The sequence below is a fragment of the Burkholderia sp. 567 genome (assembly GCF_040545115.1).
GTDB lineage: Bacteria > Pseudomonadota > Gammaproteobacteria > Burkholderiales > Burkholderiaceae > Burkholderia > Burkholderia ambifaria.
In genome coordinates this window covers 326,322-350,534 of record NZ_JBEPLG010000009.1, presented here as the reverse complement: position 1 = coordinate 350,534, position 24,213 = coordinate 326,322, and the positions used below count along the sequence as shown (strand labels likewise).

The window sequence follows — 24,213 nt, the reverse complement described above, 5'->3', positions numbered from 1 at the left end:
CAGCTCTTCATCCCGCAGCGAGCGTGCAGCGCGATCGGCACGGAGTTCTTCGTCGCGCAGCGAACGCGCCGCACGGTCGGCCAGCTCGGCGCGCAACTCTTCATCCCGCAGCGAGCGTGCAGCGCGATCTGCCCGCAGCGAGCGTGAGGCGCGATCGGCGCGCGGTGAGCGAGCGGCACGGTCAGCTAGCTCGGCGTGCAGTTCCTCGTCGCGAAGTGCGCGTGCATTGCGTTCCGCTCGCAGGCCATCGTCGCGCAGGGAACGGGTTGCGCGCTCGAAACGTGCGACCAGACTGCCATCGCTTCGCAATCCTCGGGCAAAGGACCGCGATGCGCGTGCATTGCCTGAGCGTATTGCCAGATCGATCTGATCCGCCACGTCCTCGACCTGTTCCAGATACTTGGTCGTGACGAGCAGCAAATCTTCCAGCAAATCAATGTGAATTAGTGAGCTCATTGTTGCTCTCCTGGTGAATATTCGTTGATGAAAATGAATCACCTGCGGTACCGCAGTTAAACAAGCGATTACAAAAAAGTCGATAAAGGTTGTTTAACGCGATGGAAAATTAGAACCACTTCTTAATTGGTTATTTTTTGAGCGACTTCGTGCGAAGGCTCGATGTCACTTGCGTAATGGAGGTGTGCGGCACGATATAAGCATTCCAGACTCCCGGCGGAGGTGTTCGGGTGAATTTGGCTGAAAATGAGACGGCCGCTTGAATGGTTTCGGGTATTGGTATCAATAAGGCCAATTTCGGCTGAAATATGATGGCAAGGCAGATGCGGCGGGGCGGCAAGTGGATCGTCGGCGTGCGCAATGGTGAGGTTGTAGTTGCATGAGACGGTGTGCCCCCGTATGTCGTTCGATTTCATGATGGCATCCTGGCTGTAAATTTTTTTTGAATTAAACGGATGGGTGGAACGGCATTTTGTGAATATTGTGGAATTTCAGATAAAGCAATGAGGGTAGATTAGTTCTCTATTTTTTATTGTCAAGGAGGGGTCGTATTTGTTTCGGTTTTGGATTTTATGATTTTATCCATTGCGGGAAATTAATCTTGGCATCGATTTCGTGGTTTTTGAAACCGGTCATGAAAAGGGACGGACCTGATCATGATGGGAACGATTGCTGTCAACGCGGTGGAACAAATAGCCCGGGTCGAGAGCACTTGGCCGCGATGGGAAGCGCTTGCGTTTGCCGACGGGGGCGAATGGTTAGCAAGTACTAGTGGTCGGGCTTTCGAACACGCGACCAGTTTTGACGGGGGCGCAGTCGCATGACACCAAGGGAGCAGGGGGTGTGTTTCCTTTGTGGGCGTCGCGCTGTTGCCGATTTGAATCAAGCGCGTATAAGGCTCATCGGCGTGGATGCTCGTCCACACGCTTTGCTCACATGACGACGCTGGAATTGCCGTGACTTCTTTCCGCGTCGTGGCTGACCAACCGTGAAACATTTCGGCCACCGCGTCGCGCAAGGCCCCATCTGGCCAAGTTGTTATTTAGACAAATCAATAACTTACATGGCGTGGCACGTTACTGGCTTTTGATAGGGTACCGGCGCGAATGGGCGTGCACGAGAAGCAAGCGATGTTTGCCTGCTGTAGCAGCTTGGCCGAAGATCGTAGGCTGGATCAGGCTCGAGGCTTGAATCCGAGGCATTATCCGTCGACCCGGACTTTTCCGGAGCGCGCTGTCTAGCCTGAATTTTCTGGCGAGTACTGGGGCCATATTTCATTTCTGCAACATACGGAACACGAGATTCCCTTGGCAGTCCGTGCCAGTCAGGCGGCGTGAACGATTTTCGTCGACATGAACATGTCGTGGTGGTCGGGAATTATGGTGTTGGTGACAGTCCTCATGACCGTCCGGCAGTGTCGCCGATATGTGTATGCACGGTGAGTCGGTGCGGTGCAGCAGGGACAGGCGAGAATGCATCATGGCGATCAAAATTGGAGACTGGGCGCTCCTTGTTCATATCAAATCGGCGCCGAACCTAAATGGTCGTGTCGTTGAGGTGGTTCGAATCGCTACGGGATGCGAAAAATTTGTCTCGGCGGCGGGAAGAATGTGCCGGGTGGTGCTGGATGAGCGTGTGGCGTGGACTGTGCGATGCAGAGAACCGATTCCGTGGGACTGTTTCGACGAGGGGTTCTATGAGCTTCCATTTTTGGAAAGTAATTTGTTTCCCATCACAGGCGTCCCATGTCCATGGTGACACGAGGGGTGGCCTGGAATTAGCCATGATCGATCTGCGCCCGCGGACCGGAGATTTGGGCGCTCATTCGGAAGATGCGCCGGATCGCGATGCGAATCTGTACGATGACGTACCGGGACGCGGCGATGGAGCCACGACTCGTCGCGTGCAATGCGCAAGATCGGCAAGCGCCGCGCACGGCATCGTCGATGCTGTCGGCCGCCAGCTGATAGGGCGGCATCACGCGCGCCGTTTATCCTGACGGGCGACGTGCCAAAGTAAAAAGCCGGCGTTTGGCCGGCTTCGCAATCCGCCTTGCTGGGGCGGCTCCTCGTTCTGCTTGAGCGCGAGGAGGTGGACTACGGGATACGTTACCGCGTCAATAGAAAACCCATGCCGAGACGTTTCCTTGCATCGGAAATATATCGTCTGCGCGTGACGGCTTTCCACGAAAGGGGATGCCGGTTTTTTCGCTGCGGACCCACGACCGGCATGCCGTCGTCGGTCGCGCGCGCCTCCGCCTGTTCTTGTTGGTTGTCCTGGAAATTTTTTTCTCGCTTCGGGTGATCGTTCATCAAACGGCTCCGTCAGGAAATCGCGTTGCGTCATGGTTCAGGCTTGTACTGCTTGCGTCGAATCAAACCGCGCAGGCGATAGGGGGCGCAACGGCCTACGTTCGTCACGACGTACCCCTCGTCATGAAGTCTACGATCATCGCCAATCTGCGCGTGAAGTACCACCATGCGTCTGCAGGCTTCGGCAGTCGGTACGCTGCCGTACATGACCGATGGGGAATACAGGCTCCCTGCGCTTCAAGCGCGATTGAGCATGCCGCGCAGACTGTTCTTCAGCGTACAGATTCGGCGAGCCCCGCAATGCATGATGACTTTCGTTGCATTTTCCGTCAGGAGCGAGTCATGAAATATCCGGTCTATATCACGCGGCACGGGAATCCCCGCTATCGCGGCGCGCTTCCGGATTTTCCGGAAATCGATGTGGCGGGTGACTCGTATGACGAGTTGCTGGTGGCTGCGGCGCAACAGGTCATGGCCTGCTACGACCGCTCCGCGCGTCTTGTACCGCCGCCGACCACGGATATGTCGATATTGCAGGCGTCGGATGTCGACGTGGGTAACGGAATCTGGCGGTTCTTCGATATCGACCTGACCGGGATGACCTCGAGTTCCGTGAGGATCGAGCTGTGCCTACCGAAATGCATTGTGCGTGACATCGACCTGAAGGCGAGCGCGCTGCACACGACTCGCGATGCATTCGTGTCGATGGCGTGTGCGAACGCCGACCAATCAGCGCAGCACGTCGCGGTGCGTTCCGAACCCACCGTGAAATCGCTGTCGGAAGCGGCTTGACGGTGAGACGCTTTGGACGTGAAGCCTGGGCGGATGGAGTGGTCATTCGGGAGAAGGTGCGTTGAAGATTCACGTTGCGCGTGTTTCGCGACGCCGGACATCGCCATGGAGCAATGCACGCCCGATTCGCGAGGAGTTCTTCGGCGAGGAGCGGCTGGCGCAGCTTGCGGGCAGCCTGGCTCGCGGGCAGAAGGTGCTGCCCGCCGGGGCCTCTGGCCCGTCGCTCGCCACACGGCTGAAGGACAACGCCGATCATCTGCTGAAGGCGTACCGGAACACGGTAGCGGCGGACGCCCGCGGCGAGGAAATCACCCCCGCGGCAGAGTGGCTGCTCGACAACTACTATCTCGTCGGGGAGCAGGTGCGGCAGATCCGTGACGATCTTTCCCCGCGCTATTACCGGCAACTGCCCAAGCTCGGCAACGGCCCGTTTGCGGGATATCCGCGCGTGTTCGGGATCAACTGGTCATTCGTCGCCCATACCGACAGCCGTTTCGATCCCGACGCGCTATGCCGTTTCATGCTTGCGTATCAGGCCGTGGAACCGCTGACGATCGGCGAACTGTGGGCGGTGGCGATCACGTTGCGGATCGTGCTGATCGAAAACCTGCGGCGGCTCGCGGATCAGATCATCGACGACCGGCGCGCGCGGCTCGACGCCGACGCGCTCGCGGATCGCCTGCTCGGCGAACGCGGGCAGGCACGGGAGGAGACGGAGCCGCTCGTCGCCCGTTATGAGCAGGCCGTATTGCACGATGCATTCGCCGTACAGTTGATTCAGCGGCTGCACGATCACGATCCGGCCATGGCACCGGTATTGGCATGGCTACATCGGCACCTCGCGGCGCGCGGCGCGACGCCGGATCAGATCGTCGCGTCCGTCAACCACCAGCAGGGCGCAGCCAGCCTGACGGTACGCAACGTGATCACCAGCATGCGGCTGATTTCGGAGGTGGACTGGACCGATCTGTTCGAGCGCATCAGCCTCGTCGATCAGGTGCTGCGCAGCCACCCGGGCTTCGCGGAAATGGATTTCCCCACGCGCAACCTGTATCGCGATGCGGTTGAAACGCTTGCGCGCGGCGCGCCCGTCAGCGAACGGGAGATCGCGCGCCGCGTCGTCGCCGCTGCGGCGGCGCAGGGCGCGAACCGCGCGTCGGCCGCCGGCGCGGCGCCGGGTCGCGAGACGGACCCCGGTTACTACCTGCTGGCGGAAGGGCGCGCCGCACTTGAAGCGGAGATCGGCTATCGGCCGCCCGTTGCGCTATGGTTGCGGCGCCTGACACGTCACGCAGGTCTCGGCGGTTATCTCGGCCGTATCGGGCTGATTGTCGCGCTGCTGCTGGCGGGCATGTTGGTGTGGCTCGCGCGCGTCGAACCGCCCGGCCACTGGCTGATCTGGCTCGGCCTCGCCGGCCTGCTGCCCGTGCTCGATGCTGCCGTCGCGCTCGTCAATCGCAGCGTGATGCGCGATGTCGGCGCGAAGATCCTGCCCGGGCTCGCCTTGCTCGACGGTATTCCGCCGGGCCTGCGCACGATGGTCGCCGTGCCGGTGCTGCTGACGACGGAAGCGGCGCTCGGCGAGCAGATCGAGCAACTGGAAATTCATCACCTGGCGAGCCCCGATGGTGCGCTTTACTTCGCATTGCTCTCCGACTGGATGGACGCGCCCACGCCGCACGCCGACAGCGACGACGAGCTGCTGGCATCCGCGGCGGCGGGTATCGACCGCTTGAATCGCCGTTATCCGGCGGCGCTGGGCGAAGGCGAGCGCTTCCTGCTGCTGCACCGCAAGCGCGTGTGGAACGACGGCGAACGATGCTGGATGGGCTGGGAGCGCAAGCGCGGCAAACTGCACGAGCTGAACCGATTGTTGCGCGGTGCATCGGACACGACGTTCATCTCGCATGCAGGCGGGCCGCCGCGCGTGCCGTCTGACGTGCGCTACGTGATCACGCTCGATGCCGATACGCGGCTGCTGCGCGATACCGTGCGCCGCCTGATCGGCAAGATGGCGCACCCGCTCAACCGGCCGATATTCGATTCGGCGAGCCGGCGCATTGTCGAAGGCTACGGCGTCCTTCAGCCGCGTGTCACGTCGTCCCTCGCGAGCGGCGACGAGGGGTCGCTGTTCCAGCGTGTGTCGTCGAGCGCGCACGGCATCGATCCTTACGTATCGGCCGTATCGGATGTCTATCAGGATCTGTTCGACGAAGGCTCCTATGCGGGTAAGGGCATCTACGACGTCGATGCGTTCGAGGCGGTGCTCGCCGGCCGCGTGCCGGAGAACACGGTGCTCAGTCACGATCTGTTCGAAGGTATTTTCGCGCGGGCCGGGCTGGCGTCGGATGTCGAGGTCGTCGAGGCGTCGCCGTCCCGCTACGACGTCGCGGCGGGACGCCTGCACCGATGGGCACGCGGGGACTGGCAGCTTCTGCCGTGGTTGATTTTTGGCCACGAACCGCTGACGGCGGTCGGCCGCTGGAAGATGCTGGACAACCTGCGCCGTACACTCACTGCGCCCGCCATGCTGGTCGCGCTGCTGGCCGGATGGATGCTGCCGCTGCCCGTGTCGTTTGCCTGGAGCGCGTTCGTGCTGGTGACGATCGCGCTGCCGTTCCTGTTGCCCGTCTTGAGCGGGCTGGTGCCGCGCTGGCGGCGCACGCACGTCAAGATGACCACGCGCAGCGTGCTCCATGCGTGGTCGGAGGAGCTGCAGTTCGCGTTGACGCGGTTCGGCCTGTCGGTCGTCATGCTGCCGCAGCAGGCATGGTCGATGGGCGACGCGATCGCGCGCACGCTGTTTCGCGTGGGGATCAGCCGTCGCCACCTGCTCGAATGGACCACGGCGGCCGAAGCCGGCGCGCGCGACCGGCGGACCCTGACGCTCACCTATCTGCAAATGCGCGGCGGCGTGACGCTCGCACTGCTTGCCGCGGTCACCAGCATGCTGGTGGGCTGGCGCTTCGATCGTCATGCGGGCTGGCTGGCCGCTCCGTTCGCGCTGGTCTGGCTCGCGGCGCCCGCGATCGCCTACTGGCTGAGTTGCGCGCCGCGGCCGGCGGGCGAGCTGGCGGTGGCTCCGCACGGTGCGCGCCAGCTACGGCGCGACGCGCGCCGGACCTGGCGCTATTTCGAGACTTTCGTGACGGCCGACGATCAGATGCTGCCGCTGGACAATTTCCAGGAGGACCCGAAGCCCGTCGAGGCGCACCGGACTTCGCCCACCAATATCGGGCTGTACCTGTTGTCCGCCGTCAGCGCCCGCGAGTTCGGCTGGCTTGGCACGCTGGACGCGGTGTCGCGGCTGGAGGCGACTCTCGCGACGATGCGGCTGATGTCGCGCTATCGTGGCCATTTCTACAACTGGTACGACACGCGCGACCTGCGGCCTCTCGAGCCGCGGTATGTGTCGTCGGTCGACAGCGGCAATCTCGCCGGGCACCTGATCGCGCTCGGCAATTGTTGCCGAGCGTGGGCGAAGCAGCCCGCTGGCGTGGGACGACAGGCCGCGCATGAAGGGATCGGCGATACGCTGGCGCTGTTGTGCAAGGCCGTGTGCCGAGATGGCGACGCCCGGACGGCCTTGCACGGCGAGTTCGAGCGGGCCGCGACCGAGCTGGAGGAGACGCTCGCCGCGCCGGCCGGGGAGGGCGCTGCACCGGAATGGCCCGCGATCACGATCCTCGCCGCGACGGTCGCCGATGTCGCGCGTGCGCTGATGGACGAGATCGGCCGGGTGCGGGGCGACGACGTCGACGACGTGCTGTTCTGGGCGCAGGCGCTGGAGCACGTGGTGCAAGGGCATTGCCGTGACGCGACGCGCACGCCGGACGAAGCGGACGTGCTGAACAAGCGTCTTCAGGTGTTGGCCGATTCCGCGTTGCAGATGGCCTATGCGATGGAGTTCGGCTTTCTGCTCGACCCGGTGCGGAACCTGCTTTCGATCGGCTACGCCGTGGCCGACGGGCAGCTCGATCCGGGCAACTACGACCTGCTGGCGTCGGAGGCTCGCCTGGCGAGTTTCGTCGCGATCGCGAAAGGGGATGTCCCGGCGCGCCACTGGTTCCGGCTAGGCCGCCTGGCGACGCCGATCGGGCATGGCGCGGCGCTGATATCGTGGTCGGGATCGATGTTCGAATACCTGATGCCGTCGCTCGTGATGCGCGCGCCGGACAGCAGCCTGCTCGCGCGTACCAATCACCTGGTGGTGCGACGGCAGATCGCCTATGGCGACGGGCTGCGGCTGCCGTGGGGCATGTCCGAGTCGGCGTACAACACGCGCGACATCGAGCTGACCTATCAGTATTCGAGCTTCGGCGTGCCGGAGTTGGGGCTCAAGCGCGATCTCGACCAGAACCTGGTGGTCGCGCCCTATGCGACCGCGCTCGCGGCGATGGTCGCGCCGGACGCCGCCGTGCGCAACTTCGAGCGGTTGCGCGCGGCCGGCGCGTGCGGACGCTTCGGCTTCTACGAAGCGCTCGACTACACGCCTGCGCGCGTGCCGGAAGGCATGCCGGTTGCCATCGTGCGGGCATTCATGGCGCATCACCAGGGCATGTCGATCGTGTCGATCGCCAATGCGTTGCTGGGCGGGCGCATTCGCACCTTCTTCCATGCGGAACCGGCCGTTCGCGCCACCGAGCTGCTGTTGCAGGAGCGGGTGCCGGGCCGGGTCGCGGCAGGGCGGCCGCGGGTCGACGCACGCCCCGCCGGCAGGATGCATGGGATCGATGCCGGCGTCGCGCGGCGCCTGCTGTCCGCGAACGATCCCGCTCCCGTCACGCATCTGCTGTCCAACGGCCGCTATGCGGTGATGCTCACGGCCGCGGGGTCCGGCTACAGCCGTCGCGACGATCTGGCCGTTACGCGCTGGCGGGAGGACGCGACGCGCGACGATTGGGGCAGCTATCTGTATCTGCGAGACGCGGAGAACGGCGACGTCTGGTCGGCCACGTGGCAGCCCACCGGCGTGGTACCGGACAGCTACGAGGTGACGTTCACCGAGGATCGCGCCGAGTTCGTGCGTCGCGACGGCACCTTGACGACGTCGGTCGAGGTGGTGGTGTCAGCCGAGGACGACGCAGAGGTGCGTCGGGTGTCGGTGGCCAATACGGGCACCCGGCCGCGCATGATCGAATTCACGTCGTACGCGGAAATCGTGCTCGCGCCCGCAACCGCCGATCACGCGCATCCCGCATTCTCGAAGCTGTTCATCGAGACCGAGTACATGCCGGCGTCCGGCGCAATTCTGGCGACGCGCCGCAAGCGCGCGCCGAGCGAGGCGGAAGTTTGGGCCGCTCATCTGGCGGTGACTGCCGGCGAAATCGTCGGCGCGGAAGAATTCGCTACCGATCGCCTGCGTGTCATCGGACGCGGACGCAGCGTTCGCCTGCCGCTTGCGCTGACCGAACGGCGTGCGCTGAGTACTTCCGAAGGCGCGGTGCTGGACGCGGTGTTCACGTTGCGGCATCGGCTGCGCATCGAGCCGGGCGCGAAGGCGAGCATCGTTTACTGGACCATCGTCGCGGATTCGCGCGCGCAGCTGCTCGATCTGGTCGACAAGCATCGCGACGGCGAATCGTTCGCGCGTGCGGCGATGCTCGCGTGGACGCAGGCGCAGGTGCAACTGCGGCACAGCGCGGTGAGCCTCGACGAGGCCGCGTTGTTCCAGCAGCTGGCCGGATACATGCTCTACAGCGATGCGTCGATGCGGCCGGGCTCCGCCGCACTGCTGCGCCATGCGGCGGCGGTATCAGCGGCGGGCGGAATGGGCGCGTCGCCGTTATGGACGCATGGCGTATCGGGGGATCTGCCGATACTGCTTGTCCGGATCGACGACATCGAGCACATCGCCATGGTGCGGCAGTTGATTCGCGCGCACGAGTACTGGCGGATGAAGCGGCTCGAGGTCGATCTGGTCATTATCAACGAGCGCGCGGCGTCGTATGTGCAGGATTTGCAGGTGGCGCTCGAGGGGCTGGTGCGGCCCCGACAGCCCCCTGGCGAAGCCGGACGCGGCAGTATTTTCGTCCTGCGCGAGGACCTGATGGCGGTGGCGGCGCGCGCATTGTTTCCGGCCGTTGCGCGGGCCGTGCTCGCCGCGCGCAACGGCCGGCTGGTGGACCAGTTGCGGCGCCTCGCGGGTTCGCCGCTGCCCGCGCGCCCGGATGCCGCGCGCGCGCCGCTGCCGCCCCCCGTGATCCCGCCGCCGAAAGGCGCACAGGCCGGCGAGCGTCTCGAATACTTCAACGGCATCGGCGGTTTCGCGCACGGCGGCCGCGAATACGTCGTGATCCTGCAGCCCGGCCAATGCACGCCGATGCCGTGGGTCAACGTCGTCGCGAATCCGTCGTGCGGCTTCCTGACGTCGGCGGAGGGGGGCGGCTATACCTGGGTGACGAACAGCCGCGAGCATCCGCTGACGCCGTGGTCAAACGACCCGGTTACCGATCCGCCGAGCGAAGTGTTCTACATCCGCGACGACGAGACTGGCGTGCGCTGGGGGCCGCAGGCGGGTTCGATCGGCGACGACGCGCCGAGCGCGACCGCTTTCGTGGCGAGTCATGGCCAGGGCTACAGCCGGTTTGCGCATTCCGCGGCCGATGTCGCCGTCGAGTTGCTGCAGTTCGTGCCGCTGGCCGATCCTGTCAAGATTTCCCGCCTGAGTCTGCGCAACCTGTCGGACCGGCCCCGCCGGCTGTCCGTCGCAATCTATGCGGAGTGGGCGCTGGGTGCGCCGCGCAGCGCCTCGGCGCCGCACACCGCGAGCGAGATCGATCCGCCCACCGGCGCGCTGTTTGCCCGCAACGACTGGAGTCAGGTGTATCGCGGCAGAGTGGCGTTCGCCGATCTATGCGGCCTGCAAACCTCGTGGAGCGCGGACCGGCGCGAGTTCATCGGCCGCAATGGAGTCCTGAGCGATCCCGCCGGTTTTCCGGGCAAGACCGGCGCGTCGCCGTTGTCGGGCCGCGTCGGCGCCGGGCTCGACCCGTGTGCCGCGTTGCAGACCACGGTCGATCTCGAACCCGGCGGCAGCGTCGAAATCGTCTTGCTGCTCGGCGAAGGCGCCGATGCGCCGGCGGCACGGCAGTTGATCGTGCATTACCGTCAGGCCGATCTCGACGCGATATTCGCCGCCGTGACGGCGTTCTGGGACGAGACGCTCGGCGCCGTTCAGGTCGAAACGCCTGATCGTGCGATGGATCTGATGTTGAACCGCTGGCTGCTGTACCAGACGCTGTCGTGCCGGATCTGGGGGCGTGCGGGCTTTTATCAGGCGAGCGGCGCGTACGGTTTTCGCGACCAGTTGCAGGACGGCATGGCGCTCGCGGTCGCCCGCCCGGCCCTGACGCGCGAGCATCTGCTGCGGGCGGCGGCGCGCCAGTTTCCCGAGGGCGACACGCAGCACTGGTGGCTGCCCGAAAGCGGCAGCGGCGTACGCACGCGAATCTCCGACGACCGCGTCTGGCTCGCCCATGCGGTTGCGCACTACGTCGACGTCAGCGGCGACCGGGCGATTCTCGATGCGTCGATCCCGTTCATCGACGGGCGGGCGCTGGCCGCCGACGAGCAGGACGCGTTCTTCATTCCGCGCATCTCGGAAACGAGCGCGTCGCTGTTCGAGCATTGCGCGCTCGGGTTGGAGTCCAGTCTGGCGCATTTCGGCGAGCATGGCCTGCCGCTGATCGGCACCGGCGACTGGAACGACGGGATGAACCGGGTCGGCGAGGCCGGGCGGGGCGAAAGCGTGTGGCTCGGGTGGTTCCTGCATGCGACGCTCACGGCGTTCGCGCCGCTCGCCACGGCGCGCGGCTCGGGCGAGCTGGCGGCGCGCTGGCTGACGCGCGCCGGCGCGTTGCGCGACGCGCTTGCCGATGCGGGATGGGATGGCGAGTGGTATCGGCGCGGCTACTTCGACGACGGTACGCCGCTCGGCTCGGCCGGCAACGCCGAATGTTCGATCGACGCGATCGCGCAGTCGTGGAGCGTGCTGTCGGGCGCGGCGGACCCGGCGCGCGCCGCGCAGGCGATGGACGCGCTGGACGCGCGGCTGATCCGCCGCGACGATGGCCTGGCGCTGCTGTTCGCGCCGCCGTTCGATCGTTCGTCGGTCGATCCCGGTTATATCAAGGGCTACCCGCCGGGCATCCGGGAAAACGGCGGCCAGTACACGCATGCGGCCACGTGGTCGGTGCTCGCGTTCGCGCAAATGGGCGACGGCGATCGCGCGGCGAAGCTGTTCGCGCTGCTCAATCCGGTCAATCGCAGTCGCACGCGCAGCGGCGCGAATCGCTATCGGGTGGAGCCGTACGTGGTCGCGGCCGACGTCTATTCGGTCGCGCCGCATGTCGGTCGCGGCGGATGGACCTGGTACACCGGCTCGGCGGGCTGGCTGTATCGCGCGGGCGTCGAAGGCCTGCTCGGCCTGCGCAGGCAGGGCGATCTGCTGTCGATTCAACCGTGCATACCGCGATCCTGGCCGGGCTTCAGGGCAACGCTGCGTCACGGGGCGTCGCACTACGACATCGTCGTCGAGAATCCGGACGACGTCTGCGGCGGCGTGTCCCGCGTCGTCGTGGATGGCGTGCGGCTTGCCGCCGGCGAAGCAGCGGTACGGCTCGTGGACGACGGTCGGCGTCATAGCGTGGTCGTGACGCTGGGGGCCGCGCAGGCGGTGCTCCTGTGAAGCGGCAGGCGGACGTGGAAGTCGGCAGGTTGGCATTCGGGCCGGTACGTTAGCGGACGGACTGTGCGCGATTTACCTCCCATCATGAACCGATGTTTCGAATTCCATCGAGACGTCAGCGCATGGGCTTCCGTGCTTCGAGCCGGATCGGACGACGCAGCGGCAACCCGAGGAGATAATCATGAGAAAGCTACATTCCGTGGCGGTCGAGATGGCGATAGTCACCATGACGATGGTCGTGCTGACCGGTTGCGGCGGTATGTCTCGCCGTGGAACGGATACCGTGATCGGGGCCGGTGTCGGCGGCGTCGCCGGTGCGGTCCTGACGGGCGGCAGCGCGTTGGGTACGGTTGGCGGCGCGGCCGTCGGCGGGGTTGTCGGCAATCAGGTCGGGAAATAGATCGGGAAACAGGCCGGCCGGATGAAGGGAAGGGAATCGGCAGGCGCACTCGCCGTCACGGCGAAGCGTGCACTATACGAGAATGGCTCGGAGTGTGACCGATATGTCGGCATTTCTTCTGAACGGTGAGCTGAGGCTGTCCTGGTGGCAGCTTGCGTGGGTCGTGCTCGCGCTCACGCATGTCACCATCATCGGCGTGACGGTGTACCTGCACCGCTGTCAGGCGCACCGCGCGTTGGATCTGCACCCGTGCGTCAGCCACTTCTTCCGGTTCTGGCTGTGGTTGACGACCGGTATGTTGACGCCGCAGTGGGTCGCGGTGCATCGCAAGCATCACGCGAAGAGCGAGACGCAGGAAGACCCGCATAGCCCGCGAACCCGCGGCCTCGCGACCGTGCTGCTTCGCGGCGCGGAACTGTACCGGGAGGAGGTGCGGAACGAGGAAACGCTGCGCCGGTATGGATTGGGTACGCCGGACGACTGGCTCGAACGCCACGTCTATGCCCGCTATCCGAACCTCGGCGTCGGGCTGCTGGCCGTGATCGACGTCGGGCTGTTCGGGCTGCCCGGCGTGGCGGCGTGGGCGATCCAGATGATGTGGATTCCGTTCTGGGCTGGCGGCGTGGTCAACGGTTGCGGCCACTTCAGCGGTTATCGGAATTTCGCGACGCTTGATGCGAGTACCAACCTTTTCCCGCTGGGCATCCTGATCGGCGGGGAAGAACTGCATAACAATCACCACGCATACGTGACGTCCGCCAGGCTGTCGAACCGCTGGTTCGAGTTCGACATCGGCTGGCTGTACATCCGCCTGCTGGCAGCATTGAGACTGGCGACCGTTCGGCGAGTCGCAACGAAGCCACGCCCGCTGCCGAACAAGGCAGTGATCGACGACGCAACGCTGCAAGCGGTCATCCGCAATCGGCATGCGGTGGTGGCCGCCTATGCGCGCATGCTCGAACCCGCCTGCCGGCGGGAACTGCGCCGCATCAAGGACATGAGCCGCGACGACAAGCGCGCGTTCGCGCTCGGCATGAAACGCTGGCTGCGCCAGGCCTGGGGCCATCGGGACAAGCCCGATCTGCGTGCGTTGACGAGCCCCAATGCGAACCGGCGAATACGCGTGTACGTGGATATGTACGAGGCGTTGCTCGAGCTATGGACGCGGTCACACGCATCGCACGAGCAATTGCTGGCTCAGTTGCAGGATTGGTGCCGTTGCGCGGAGCAGAGCGGCATCAAGGCGATCGCCGATTTCTCGATGCGTCTGCGCCTGTATGCGTAATCGTGACACGCCGGTGCCCTGCCATGCGGGACCGGCCTGCAACGGTTCGCGGAGCAAGCCCCGCTCATCTCGCCCGACTGTCGGGACGCAAATAACGCCACTTGCTCGCATTGGAATTGATGCCGGCATCTTGACGGATGCGCTTTTCGGACCGCTCGATGTCGGCGCGGACCAGATCGTCCCGCTGCTTTTGCCGGGTCGCGTCATCGCGCCGATCAATTGCGGGGCCTGAGTAATATTTCATGAATCGCTCCTGAGTGAGGTGTGCCCGCCTCGCGAGACGCCGCGTCGAGCGGGATGCGGCGGACGGATCAGATCGCTGTGGGGGCGATCTTGCCGTCCACGATGTCCTTGCCGAATTGCATCGCCAGGTCGAGTGCGAGCGCCGCCGTTTGCGGAGCGCCATGTTCGAAAATGGTCGAGTAACGCGGTGCCGTTGCCGAGGTCGCCGGAATCGTATCGATGCGCACGATTGAAGTGAAACGCTTCGGGCCGGGGGCGTGGGGATCGCCGAACGGCGGGAAAAGCATTTGTGAATAGACGCGGAGTTCACGTCCGCGATATTCGAGAGTGGGGATGGTCATGATTTGCTCCTGACAGAGCAACCGTTGGCGCCGAAGGATTCAAGGGCGCCGATGCCTTGACAAAAAACCGGCAGGTATCTTCAGTGTGCGCGCTTGAAAATGGTTTCGCAATAAAAATATCGGATGCCGAATCATATTTTCGATACGGATAAATCACCGGGTTGCGGTGCGGTTGCGGAAGAATTCGCTTCAAAATAGTCGATACCGTACAGACCAACGCGTGTCGTCCGGTTCACGATAAAATCAACACCGAGGAGGCTGCCATGTGCATCCCACTTTCACCCGAGGTCGTCGAGACCCTCAAATCGCTTGATCGAATTCCGGATTCCCAAGCCGATATTCCACGCTCCATAGCCAATGAACTATTGACTCACGGGCTCGCATACGAGTCGCGCACCGGCGGCTCCATCAATATGACGTCAGCAGGCCGGATGTGGCTGAATCGGTGCGCCGATTATTAGGAAGCGCGCACGCGTCGACCGGACGAGATGGGAGTTTTGTCGCGTACAACACTCCATGGACAAGTGAGGCAATGATGAAAATCCAATCTACACGATGGTTTACGCTGAACCGGTATGCGCCTGTTCGCGACGGATGGTATGAAGTGCGACTGGTGAGCGGCGACACGGCGTTTGCGAAGTTTGGTGATGGCGAATGGACGGAAAAGCCGATGCTCGCCTTTACGCGTTGGCGAGGCTTGCGCTCCGATCCGGACAAGTCGGGCGACCAGGAGACGATTGCCGCGGATGCGACCGTAGCGAAAGGTGCCCGAGACGTGTGGAACGCATTCTTTCCCGGCGTGGGAGACGAGCAGCACACACCACTTGCCGCCGCGCACAGCGATCACACCCGACACACTGCGGCATCGTGACGGCCGGCTGGAAACGGAATTCGCCGGGTGCAGACGTGTGTTATCGGCACCCGGCGAGTCAACCGCAATTTGCACGATCGCGCGGCGCGTCGGAACGAGCCGCGCGCACACCCTACGGTCGCTTCTTGAATTGCGCTTTCGCGTCACCGAATGAGGCTTGTGTCTTTCCGACGACCTGCTCGACCGTACCCTGCATTCTGGTCGTTCGATTCCCCAGGATCCTGCCGATCATTTCCTTCAGTTTGCCTTTTGCTTCATCGATGCGGCCTTTCACTTGATCCCTGTTCATCACATTGCTCCTTGGCATGGGTCGCCTGTCTCACCGATACGAAACCACGAACCGATCGAAGCCTCGTATCGGGCGCTTTGGCGCGCGACAACCAAGGCACCCCGACACATGCTGTGCGCCGTCGTGATGGAAGTCGGTACGATGCCGTACTGCCGTACGCGAATCGGAGGCGGCAAGCCAGCGTATGCATGCGGGTGGCGATCGGATCGATCGCCGGCTTATGAGAGATACTGGCCGGACACAGGCCTGTGCCGACAGCATCATCTTCACGCTCCGAAGCACAATGAGTGCGGCCTGCCAGCCCGCTGGCTGTCGTGGGTCGGCAAGCGCTTTTCACATGAGATCGCACCGTCATGGCATCCGTGCCTCGTGATCGTCGGCTCGGCGATTGTGGCGAACGGCGATGTGCTGCCCTACATGACGAGGTAGCGACGGGACTCGACACCGTTGACCCTGCACACCGCGGCAAGCGCAGATTGGAGCGTGCCTGTACCCAGTCAAATGCGTCGGCCCAGAGGCCCGCCAGTCTAGCCGCGAACTCGCTGGCCACGCTCCATCGCGATATGACGGCTGAACACCGGTCGGCCTCGTGGAAGCCATAAGGCGCCTTGCATCGCTCATCTCGCCCGATTGTCGGGACGCGAATAACGCCACTTGGTCGCATTGGAATTGATGCCGGCATCCTGCCGGATGCGCTTTTCGGACCGCTCGATGTCGGCGCGGTCGAAATCTTCCCGCTGCTTCTGTCGGGTCGCCTGATCGCGTTGATCAAGTGGTGTGCCTAAATGATGTTTCATGGATCCTCCTGATTGGAGCGTACCGTGTATCGATATCGACCACTGCCGCAAATGTGTGCAGACACAGAATGGGCGAGAAAAAGGGGAGAGTCGGTACGATGCCGTGCAGTGGTGGTTGGCGTCGCTTCAAATCGTCATGCAGATGCTTTCCGGCGATGTCCGCCATGACCCGCGTGCGCCCGGTACTTTGCCGGCCAGGCTCCGCGCCAGCGTTCGGCTACTTTGATATCGAAAGATTCGATGCACGTTCCGAACCGGGTGCATCGAGCACGTGTCCTGCATGAAGGAGAAGGGCGACTTGCGTCCGGCCACCCGGCACTTGCGTGCCGGCGGCATCGCACTGGACCGCTCGACGCTGGCGCGCAGCGCGCCACGGCGTCCGCCTGAGTCTTACGCATAGCGGCGCATAAGCGGCGTGGCCGAAATGCCGTGCAGCACGATCGACACGGCGATGATGGCCAGTACTTGCGGAACCAGCGGCAACAGTTCCGCGCGCGGCCCTTGCTCGAGGGACAGCATCAGGTAATACAGGGAACCCACGCCACGGATGCCGAACCAGCCGATCAGCCGGCGCTGGTGGCGCGACGCCCGGGAACCGATCAGCGCAAGCCAGGTAGCGGTCGGCCGGATGACGAGCAGCAGTGACGCAACCACGGCCGCGCCTGTCCAGGTGAGCATATCGGCCCAATAGCGGGAGACGAGCGCGCCAATCAGCAGGATCAGCACGGCTTCGGCGATGTGTTCCAGCTCGATCGTGAATCCCATGACCGATTCAGCGACGAAGGCATGAGCTTTGTCGGGGTTGGTGGAGGTGGCTTCGACATCCTCGCTGTCCACGACGCCGACCGTCTCCTTCGACGTCTTCCGGCCGCTCGTGCGATGCTCGACGCGTCGCATCGCGACGCCCGCAGCGAACACGGCCAGGAACCCGTAGCCGTGAACGGCGAGCGCCGCGCCATATGACAGCATGATCAGGCCCAGCGCGAAAAACCCTTCGAGGCCGAGCGCCTGTCCGTGACGGCTGCGCAGAAATGCGACGAGCCGGGCGGTGGCCAAGCCAAGCAACCAGCCGACGCCCACACCGGAGGCGATACCCCATGCAACGCCGCCGACCATGTTCCAGTGAAGCGCCGACGTCGTGCTGGAATCGCACAATAGCAGGCCGAGCACCGCGCACGGATAGGCCGTGCCGTCGTTGATCCCGCCTTCGCCAGACAACGAAAAGCGCACCAGTTCGACATCACCCGCGTCGCGCACGCCGACGTCATGAGCGAGCACGGGATCCGTCGGCGCGATCATCGCACCCAGCAGCACCGCGACGCCGAGACTCAGATGCAGCACCAGCATGCCAAGCGCGGCGATCGACGCGACGGTGAAGATCATCGCGACGACGCCAAGCCGCAGCGGCAGCATCCAGCGGCGATCGGCGGGCGGGACACGCAACCTCAGGCCGATCGCGAACAGCGAGATCAGCAAGCCGATTTCGGCAGCGATGCGCAAGCGCGTGACGTCATCAGGCAATGTCATCGCCAGGAAACCGATACCGGACGGCCCGATCAGAAAGCCGATGCCGAGATACACCATGGCCGCGCTCAGCGGCAAGCGCTTAAGCGACGATCCGATGAGTCCCATGAAAATCAGTAGGGCCCCGAAGATGAGGCATCCAATCGTTTCGGTCACTTTGAATGTCCTGCATGGATAACGTCGCGCTCGCCGCGCGTCGAGCGCAGGTCGCCATGCGGTGTCGTCGAGACTGCACGCGGCACGCGCGGGACGGCACACACCGGGATGGGCGTCGATGCCTCGCATTCGTCGCACGATATCGCGCTGGTCGTACCTAACCTGAGGCGGAATTTCGTGACTGATCAAGTAGTGAGTCTCGCGTCGATATTATTGGAATCCAGCCAGGCTCGACGGACCGTGGCAGGAGGTTGATAGCGATGCGCGCTATGAGGCCGGCGCTCGTTGTAGATCCGATCTTTCTCCGGTTGCTTGAGCGTACAAGTGGCCACCCGGCAGCTCAACCCCAGATAACCACATGCCTTGCGTTGCGAGAGACCCCGCCGAGTCAACTTGTTGCGCCAACGATAGAACGTCTGTTCCGAGATGTTGTGGCGCTTGCACCGATCCTTCACCGGCTCGTCCCGGTTCTCGGCCTCCCGCAAGTTGCGGATGATCTGCTCGTCGGTAAATCGCTGCTTCATCGAGTTCTCCTTGCCACCAGGATAAAAGAGAACTCACTTGCCAAATGCTACAAGAAACGGCTCAGGTCATACGCGCTATACGCTCGACGCGCGGGCTCAGTATGTCCGATGCCGGACGGTTTGTCGGTGCGGGTGACGAGCGGAACCGGAGCGGCCCCCGAGCGTGTGCGGACCGGCATGTCCGGCGCGTTGCGGCGAAACACGCGCGTTCCCGGCGGAATATTCGGATCGGGCCTATGCTGGCGTTGTGACCGGCGGCATTCCACGCTGGCGTGTCGCCGACACGCAGCGCGTCGAATCCGGGCCGGCCTCGTCCGGCACTCAGTTCCATGGAGGTGGATATGCGCAGCAGGTATCGAGAGCAGCATACGAACGGTGGCAAGAGCGAACGCAATGTCGACGAGGCGGTCGAGGGGACATTCCCCGCCAGCGATCCGCCATCGATCGGCGGTGTCACCAGGATGATTTCGCGCCCGGCCCATCGAAAGCATCACCGGAAGTCGCCGCACATCAAGCACCGTTAGTGCAGGTTGCGCGGCGCGCATGTCAAAGGCAGCCCGAACTTCGACGACGAGCATTGGCCGGTGATGATGCAATCACAGTGGGGATTGTCGCTTCACCAGTACTACAACCGGACTCCGTACTGGGTAGTCGGAAGGTAGCTAATCCGTCTCGTCGAGAGCGCGAACGTGTCGATGCTCCGGTTTCACGCCTTCGGGAGCGTCACGGACATTCGCGGTGCAGTAGCGGCTAGAGTCGCTTCAGATCGGGAAGCAGGCGATCGAATTCGCGTTTGACCACCCCATAGCATTCGCACACGCGTTTTTCGAGCCCCGGGCGGTCCAGCACTTCGATATGGCCGTAGTTGTAGCGGATGAGGCCTGCGTCTTGCAGCTTCAATGCAGCTTCTGTCACGCCCGACCTGCGCACGCCCAGCATGTTGGCGATCAGTTCCTGCGTCATGCGCAACTGGTTCGAAGGCAGGCGGTCGAGGCTGAGCAGCAGCCAGCGGCAAAGTTGCTGGTCGATCGAGTGATGCCGGTTGCATACTGCGGTCTGAGCCATCTGCGTGATGAGCGCCTGGGTATAGCGCAACAACAGGCGTTGCATGGCATTGCCGCGCCGGAATTCTTCTTTCAGAATGCGCGCGTCGAGCCGGTAGGCCTGCCCCGCGCTTTGCACGACGGCGCGACTCGGCGTCGTTTCGCCGCCCATGAACAGCGACACGCCGATCATGCCCTCATGGCCGACGATCGCGATTTCAGCGGACGAGCCGTCCTCCATCACATACAGCAACGAAACGATCGACGTGGTCGGAAAAAAGACGTGATGAAGCTGGCCCCCCGACTCGTACAGCACTTTTCCCAACGGCATGTCGACAAGGGCCAGGTGAGCGGCGAGGTGAGCGCGTTCGTTTTCGGGCAGCGCGGCAAGCAGGTGATTTTCGGTAATGGGCGGGTTGTCCTGCATGCGAGGCTCCTGCGCGCGGCTGACGATGGTGAATCCGGCCGATATGGGCGCAGCAGAAATCGGCGGGACGAGACACCCATCATACTTTACCGATCCGACGACCGGACAGGATGGCGGCAATGCGTCCTTTTTTCTATGAGTTCGGAATGTCGTTCGAATGCGAACTTACCTTCAAAAAAATTATAGTGTTGGCACATGTCTCATCAAGGTGCGCACAATCACGTGCGCTCGATACGGAACCGATATTTCACTGAGCGTTTGAAGGGAAATCGCGGTCGCCTGGCCTGCCCGGCGTCGACCGCGGAACGGTGTGCCGCGATGACTCGGGTGCGTCGGTACTCGGCGCCCAGGTGGGGAGGTAGGTCGAGGTGATGGATCTAATCGAAGTGCGCGACGGCGATTGACCGACGGACGAGACGAACGTAGATAGATGACTACGCCGCTCGCCCGGCGCGTCTTGGCGAAAAGTCGAACTTGGTCGCACCGGTATCGGCAGATGCAGGCGTCACGAGAAACACGCGCTTCCCGGCCTTGAATACGTGATGCGACGGCAGGCGCGGATTGACCAGTTCGATGAATTCTGCTGCCGAGATGACGGGCATGAACGCGAACACGTAGCTTTTTCGATACGAACCGATAAAGAGTTCGCGATGGACGACCCTGAGGGCCGCAGCGGTCATGCTGGTGGCATCAAAGCGTCCCGCGGGCCGAGGATGATTCGGCATTCAGCCAGTAGCCATGCTTGCCGTAAAACTGATACAACGCAATCTCGTCGCTTCGGTAGACGGGCTGTGAATCGTCGTATTCGGGACTGTGGCGAATCGAGTCGCGGTTGAGCGCGGTTGATACCGTTTCCGTGGCCCAGTTCACCCGGTCGAGCCAGTGCGTTGCGATCAGAATTTCCTTGTTGGTCAACCACCAGTTCCGCGTACTGATTGCGAGATAGCGGATCACCCAGGCTTCATCGTCGTAGACGAAGTCAGACACGTGGCCGATGCGTCCAGCCGTGGCTTCGAGCCGATAGCCCTTGACTCTGCTGGTGCCGTGCAGATGCGTATCCGTCGGCACATCGGCCGGCACATCGCGGGGCATTGTGAGGGAGGGGAGCGGATTTCCGGCCTCGAGTTCTCGCGACAGGGTGGCAGAACCGGACGTAGGGTATCCGGTCATGCCCCACCGGTTCGGGCCATCCCAGTAGCGCGGATAATGGTAGTAGCTCAGGTATTCGATCTCGTGTTGGCGGGATACGGGTTGGTGTGTGTCCAGATCCGGGCTGTCTCCCACTTGCTGGCGCGTGAGGTCGACATGCAGCGTGCTGGACCGGGAGTCGGTGTGCTTGATGCAGTAGGGCGAGATGAGCACCTGCCTCTCGTGCAGCCAGTCCTCCGTCTTGACGACGAGGTAACGGATGCACCAGTCGTTGTCGAAGTAGGCTTGATTGACGTGTCCGATGTCTCCGTCCTTTGCACGCACCGCACTTCCGTGTAATGCCTTGGTGCTTCGTAACATGACGTTCTCTTCAGATCGATGCGCGGCATGCCGATGATCCGGCTGAATCGCGAGCCGTGCGGTGGCGTCCAGTCACTCGCCCGCGGATGAAGGGCGATTCGTGCCGATCCCTTTCATTCACGCGGTTCGCAGTCTGGCGCGACGTCGTAACGGATAACCGGCATGCTTTACACGGTACCCGCAATGCGCAATCAACGCGGTACGAAAGCGTACAGAGTGCGTGCCAATCGATGCAGATCAGGGTGTCGAATCGACTCGAATGGAAAGGCCGATGCGTTTCAAGCGTTGGCGAGTTACGCGGATGTGACGTGAAGCCGAGGATGCAGGCATTCGACAATGCGAATTGGCTGCCGACGGCGAACTCGCAGTGCGGATTGTTGCTTCATCGTCGATTACAACGGGACGCCGTGCCTCGGCGGATAGACGCGGCCGTGTAGGCTCAACAGGTCATTGGACCGACAGCCGCGTGTGTGAAGAAAAAACCGGTTCTCATGCTTACATGAACCAGATGAACGTATGCATCCACGATGTATCGTTCGGATCGGCCCTTATAGCTGGCATTGATCGCACAACGTCCGATTCTCAGATTGGCCAGCATGAACGGGCGGCCATCGGACGGCGTCTCCGGAACCGTATTTCCTTTCATACCCGTGATCGTCACCAGTACGTCGGACAAATATTCGTTCCCGCCTCGGATGCGGCGGATGAAGGTGAGCACGAGAACGTAGCCGCGCATGGCCCCCTTGATGGCGATCGATTGATCCAGTCCAATGCCGCCTGACAAGTAGGACCTGATTGGCGCGCTGTATCGGAGGCAGGTTGCCGGGGGCTGCGGCTGGGGCGATTCCGGCGAACATGGCGCTGAGAAGAAGCGCGAGCATTGAGGGCTCAGGGGTTTTCATGAGGGATCTCCTAGAGGATCAGGCGGGGGAGTCGAGGTGTGGGGGCACGGTCTGACTGACAGAGCAGGCCCGGCGCTCACAAATGCGGTTATTCGTGTCGCATGTCCGTTCGTGCCGGACGCTTGCTCTTCATTCGATTGCGTGCCGCTTGTTGTCGAAGGACCCGTTCGCATGCTCTGCGGACGGTTCCCTTCACCGTCGGGCGAAGAGGGGCCCCGTTACGCTATGTGTTTTTCGCTCCTACTGACAATCGATTGAAAGCAGCTCCTAAGATCGGCCATGGGCGCACTCGACGGCGGGCGTACCTGGACGGCGACATGCCGGTCGAACCGTCTTGCTGCGTGTCCACTCGGTCTCCGTTCGGGGGGCATGGCACCGCGTTCGACCGTTGCATCCAGCCGCGCTGGCGGTCAACGTTCGAGCGCATGAACCCGCAAATCGAATCGAACAGTCGTACAGAATCAGCGCCGCTTGATCCTCAAATTCGGGCGAATACTTCGTGAGAATTTGAAGCCGGGTCTTGCGATCCTTCTACTCGGACCCTTTGTCCATACGTGGATCTGTACGCATTCGCCAATTGTTACGGTCGGTATTCGCGCACCCAGTTGCGAGTGCATACACCTCTGCATCCCACTGGCGGCCTAACTCGCCAACTTCGCGCACAGAAAGTCCCGCAGGGAATGCCTTTGGTTTTACGGATACGCGCGCCTTCGATGACGCGCTCGAACGTCCAGCGAACCCGCCTGCGGCCATTTTTTGTGATGGTTTCGATGTGCATGACGCGAGAGACCTGTATAGCGAGTCGAGGTCGTAGACAAGCGTTTTATTTCCCAGCCTGAATCGCTGAATCACAGTGCAGCCGCGATCGATGCAACTGATGTTTGGTAGGCAACGCCGGGGAAAGCGGCGGCCTCCTTCGCAGTTGCGCGCTTGCCTTTGGATAGGTCCATGCTACGAACCCTCCTGTCTCAAAAGGTACGTTGATGCAATGCAGAAAAATTTGTGACGGGTTAGGAGATGAACTGCGAGCCGCGCGTGACCGAAGACGGCAAGCACGCGGCCTATCGTGGCTACGACGTCGAGATTGGGGCGATCAAGCGTGATCCGGATACAATGGTGGCTGTTGTAAATTTGACGCCATGCCCGCCAAAGCTCCCCGTCAAATTTAAACATTCGGTGCGCCGCTTCCTGCAATCTCAGTATCCGGCGCGTGCTACGATGACCACTGGCCGAGCAGGGGGCTGCAATGAATCTGGACGGATTCAAGCCATATCGCGGCTATTTCTATCGAGTCTCTGCAAAATTTGGCGACAATGGCCAGTGGTGCAGCACGATTGATGTTCTTCGGCGTCATTGCAACGGTACAACCGAAACCGTGATTTCGCAGATGAATGTGCCTGGCATGTTCATTTCTGAGAGCCTGGCCCTCGACGCCTCTAACGCCTACTGCCACTTGCTCATCGACGAGGGAAGTTTCGGGGATGAGTAGTGTCAAGACACCCTCCTGAATTCGGCGACCCAGACCCACGGATTTGCGTCCCTGCTATTGCCCCGCGCGGCGGTCAGCCTGTCCCACAGTCACTGATACGACTCGCGCGCCGTCTGAGTGCCTTCGCCGTTATCGTACTGGTACGCTCCAGCGAACGTGCCTTA

19 protein-coding genes and 1 pseudogene are annotated in these 24,213 nt (G+C 62.8%); 6 read left to right on the top strand and 14 right to left on the bottom strand.

Annotated elements, in window-relative coordinates; translation table 11 throughout:
* The 4 genes from ABIC50_RS25945 to ABIC50_RS25930 form a co-directional block, all read right to left on the bottom strand.
* A partial coding sequence (locus ABIC50_RS25945; protein WP_354167808.1) for a hypothetical protein occupies positions 1–456 on the bottom strand: 456 nt, incomplete at its 3' end.
* A gap of 122 nt (positions 457–578) precedes the next feature.
* Positions 579–872, bottom strand: coding sequence for a hypothetical protein (locus ABIC50_RS25940; protein ID WP_175743500.1), 294 nt, complete (start codon positions 870–872; stop codon positions 579–581).
* 1,361 nt (positions 873–2,233) lie between these two features.
* A complete protein-coding gene (locus tag ABIC50_RS25935) occupies positions 2,234–2,437 on the bottom strand; it encodes a hypothetical protein (RefSeq protein WP_354167805.1) in 204 nt (67 codons plus the stop codon).
* A gap of 127 nt (positions 2,438–2,564) precedes the next feature.
* On the bottom strand, positions 2,565–2,768 hold the full coding sequence (locus tag ABIC50_RS25930) for a hypothetical protein (RefSeq protein WP_006752257.1): 204 nt from the start codon (positions 2,766–2,768) through the stop codon (positions 2,565–2,567).
* 342 nt (positions 2,769–3,110) lie between these two features.
* Here ABIC50_RS25930 and ABIC50_RS25925 point away from each other — a divergent pair, with 342 nt between their 5' ends.
* The 4 genes from ABIC50_RS25925 (at position 3,111) to ABIC50_RS25910 (ending at position 13,934) form a co-directional block, all read left to right on the top strand.
* The gene (locus tag ABIC50_RS25925) at positions 3,111–3,560 is read left to right on the top strand and encodes a type II toxin-antitoxin system HicB family antitoxin (protein ID WP_175663595.1); all 450 of its coding nucleotides are present in this window, start codon (positions 3,111–3,113) and stop codon (positions 3,558–3,560) included.
* 61 nt (positions 3,561–3,621) lie between these two features.
* A complete protein-coding gene (locus tag ABIC50_RS25920) occupies positions 3,622–12,249 on the top strand; it encodes a GH36-type glycosyl hydrolase domain-containing protein (protein ID WP_354167802.1) in 8,628 nt (2,875 codons plus the stop codon).
* A 181-nt stretch (positions 12,250–12,430) separates the two neighbouring features.
* Positions 12,431–12,649 carry a YMGG-like glycine zipper-containing protein gene (locus tag ABIC50_RS25915; protein ID WP_012365720.1) on the top strand — a complete coding sequence of 73 codons (219 nt, stop codon included), beginning with the start codon at positions 12,431–12,433 and terminating at the stop codon, positions 12,647–12,649.
* A gap of 103 nt (positions 12,650–12,752) precedes the next feature.
* Positions 12,753–13,934 carry a DesA family fatty acid desaturase gene (locus tag ABIC50_RS25910; protein ID WP_354167799.1) on the top strand — a complete coding sequence of 394 codons (1,182 nt, stop codon included), beginning with the start codon at positions 12,753–12,755 and terminating at the stop codon, positions 13,932–13,934.
* Positions 13,935–13,998: 64 nt separating this feature from the next.
* Here the strand turns inward: ABIC50_RS25910 and ABIC50_RS25905 are convergent, their stop codons facing one another.
* Both ABIC50_RS25905 and ABIC50_RS25900 read right to left on the bottom strand, forming a co-directional pair.
* A complete protein-coding gene (locus tag ABIC50_RS25905) occupies positions 13,999–14,178 on the bottom strand; it encodes a hypothetical protein (RefSeq protein WP_006755265.1) in 180 nt (59 codons plus the stop codon).
* 67 nt (positions 14,179–14,245) lie between these two features.
* Positions 14,246–14,518 carry a hypothetical protein gene (locus ABIC50_RS25900; protein WP_175663598.1) on the bottom strand — a complete coding sequence of 91 codons (273 nt, stop codon included), beginning with the start codon at positions 14,516–14,518 and terminating at the stop codon, positions 14,246–14,248.
* Positions 14,519–15,053: 535 nt separating this feature from the next.
* On the opposite strand from ABIC50_RS25900, the gene ABIC50_RS25895 reads away from it, so the two are divergent.
* Complete coding sequence (locus tag ABIC50_RS25895) at positions 15,054–15,389, top strand: hypothetical protein (RefSeq protein WP_354167830.1); 336 nt, start codon at positions 15,054–15,056, stop codon at positions 15,387–15,389.
* 112 nt (positions 15,390–15,501) lie between these two features.
* On the opposite strand, the gene ABIC50_RS25890 is transcribed toward ABIC50_RS25895, so the two are convergent.
* From ABIC50_RS25890 to ABIC50_RS25855, 8 genes and pseudogenes are all read right to left on the bottom strand, one after another.
* Positions 15,502–15,678 (bottom strand): CsbD family protein, encoded by a 177-nt coding sequence (locus ABIC50_RS25890; protein WP_006755261.1) that lies wholly within the window; start codon positions 15,676–15,678, stop codon positions 15,502–15,504.
* A gap of 617 nt (positions 15,679–16,295) precedes the next feature.
* The gene (locus ABIC50_RS25885) at positions 16,296–16,475 is read right to left on the bottom strand and encodes a hypothetical protein (RefSeq protein ID WP_006755260.1); all 180 of its coding nucleotides are present in this window, start codon (positions 16,473–16,475) and stop codon (positions 16,296–16,298) included.
* Positions 16,476–16,865: 390 nt separating this feature from the next.
* On the bottom strand, positions 16,866–18,155 hold the full coding sequence (locus ABIC50_RS25880) for a cation:proton antiporter (RefSeq protein ID WP_175663599.1): 1,290 nt from the start codon (positions 18,153–18,155) through the stop codon (positions 16,866–16,868).
* A gap of 278 nt (positions 18,156–18,433) precedes the next feature.
* Positions 18,434–18,679: pseudogene (locus ABIC50_RS25875) on the bottom strand (transposase); the annotation flags it as partial.
* A 750-nt stretch (positions 18,680–19,429) separates the two neighbouring features.
* The gene (locus tag ABIC50_RS25870; RefSeq protein WP_175663600.1) at positions 19,430–20,149 is read right to left on the bottom strand and encodes a Crp/Fnr family transcriptional regulator; all 720 of its coding nucleotides are present in this window, start codon (positions 20,147–20,149) and stop codon (positions 19,430–19,432) included.
* A gap of 434 nt (positions 20,150–20,583) precedes the next feature.
* Entirely contained in the window at positions 20,584–20,829 is a 246-nt protein-coding gene (locus ABIC50_RS25865; RefSeq protein WP_175663601.1) for a hypothetical protein, read from the bottom strand.
* Positions 20,830–20,839: 10 nt separating this feature from the next.
* Positions 20,840–21,658, bottom strand: coding sequence for a PRC-barrel domain-containing protein (locus ABIC50_RS25860; protein WP_175743506.1), 819 nt, complete (start codon positions 21,656–21,658; stop codon positions 20,840–20,842).
* 439 nt (positions 21,659–22,097) lie between these two features.
* Positions 22,098–22,442: a carboxypeptidase regulatory-like domain-containing protein gene (locus tag ABIC50_RS25855; protein WP_354167796.1), complete on the bottom strand. Its 345-nt coding sequence runs from the start codon at positions 22,440–22,442 to the stop codon at positions 22,098–22,100.
* A gap of 1,364 nt (positions 22,443–23,806) precedes the next feature.
* On the opposite strand from ABIC50_RS25855, the gene ABIC50_RS25850 reads away from it, so the two are divergent.
* Positions 23,807–24,049 carry a hypothetical protein gene (locus tag ABIC50_RS25850; protein ID WP_175743512.1) on the top strand — a complete coding sequence of 81 codons (243 nt, stop codon included), beginning with the start codon at positions 23,807–23,809 and terminating at the stop codon, positions 24,047–24,049.
* The last annotated feature ends 164 nt before the right edge of the window (positions 24,050–24,213 follow it).

Bases quoted from the DNA above. Each gene is read 5' to 3' on its own strand.
- ABIC50_RS25900 (WP_175663598.1), bottom strand. From the start codon at position 14,518: ATGACCATCCCCACTCTCGAATATCGCGGACGTGAACTCCGCGTCTAT.
- ABIC50_RS25905 (WP_006755265.1), bottom strand. From the start codon at position 14,178: ATGAAATATTACTCAGGCCCCGCAATTGATCGGCGCGATGACGCGACC.
- ABIC50_RS25915 (WP_012365720.1), top strand. From the start codon at position 12,431: ATGAGAAAGCTACATTCCGTGGCGGTCGAGATGGCGATAGTCACCATG.
- ABIC50_RS25925 (WP_175663595.1), top strand. From the start codon at position 3,111: ATGAAATATCCGGTCTATATCACGCGGCACGGGAATCCCCGCTATCGC.
- ABIC50_RS25890 (WP_006755261.1), bottom strand. From the start codon at position 15,678: ATGAACAGGGATCAAGTGAAAGGCCGCATCGATGAAGCAAAAGGCAAA.
- ABIC50_RS25930 (WP_006752257.1), bottom strand. From the start codon at position 2,768: ATGAACGATCACCCGAAGCGAGAAAAAAATTTCCAGGACAACCAACAA.
- ABIC50_RS25885 (WP_006755260.1), bottom strand. From the start codon at position 16,475: ATGAAACATCATTTAGGCACACCACTTGATCAACGCGATCAGGCGACC.
- ABIC50_RS25870 (WP_175663600.1), bottom strand. From the start codon at position 20,149: ATGCAGGACAACCCGCCCATTACCGAAAATCACCTGCTTGCCGCGCTG.
- ABIC50_RS25940 (WP_175743500.1), bottom strand. From the start codon at position 872: ATGAAATCGAACGACATACGGGGGCACACCGTCTCATGCAACTACAAC.
- ABIC50_RS25895 (WP_354167830.1), top strand. From the start codon at position 15,054: ATGAAAATCCAATCTACACGATGGTTTACGCTGAACCGGTATGCGCCT.
- ABIC50_RS25865 (WP_175663601.1), bottom strand. From the start codon at position 20,829: ATGACCGCTGCGGCCCTCAGGGTCGTCCATCGCGAACTCTTTATCGGT.
- ABIC50_RS25910 (WP_354167799.1), top strand. From the start codon at position 12,753: ATGTCGGCATTTCTTCTGAACGGTGAGCTGAGGCTGTCCTGGTGGCAG.
- ABIC50_RS25860 (WP_175743506.1), bottom strand. From the start codon at position 21,658: ATGTTACGAAGCACCAAGGCATTACACGGAAGTGCGGTGCGTGCAAAG.
- ABIC50_RS25850 (WP_175743512.1), top strand. From the start codon at position 23,807: ATGAATCTGGACGGATTCAAGCCATATCGCGGCTATTTCTATCGAGTC.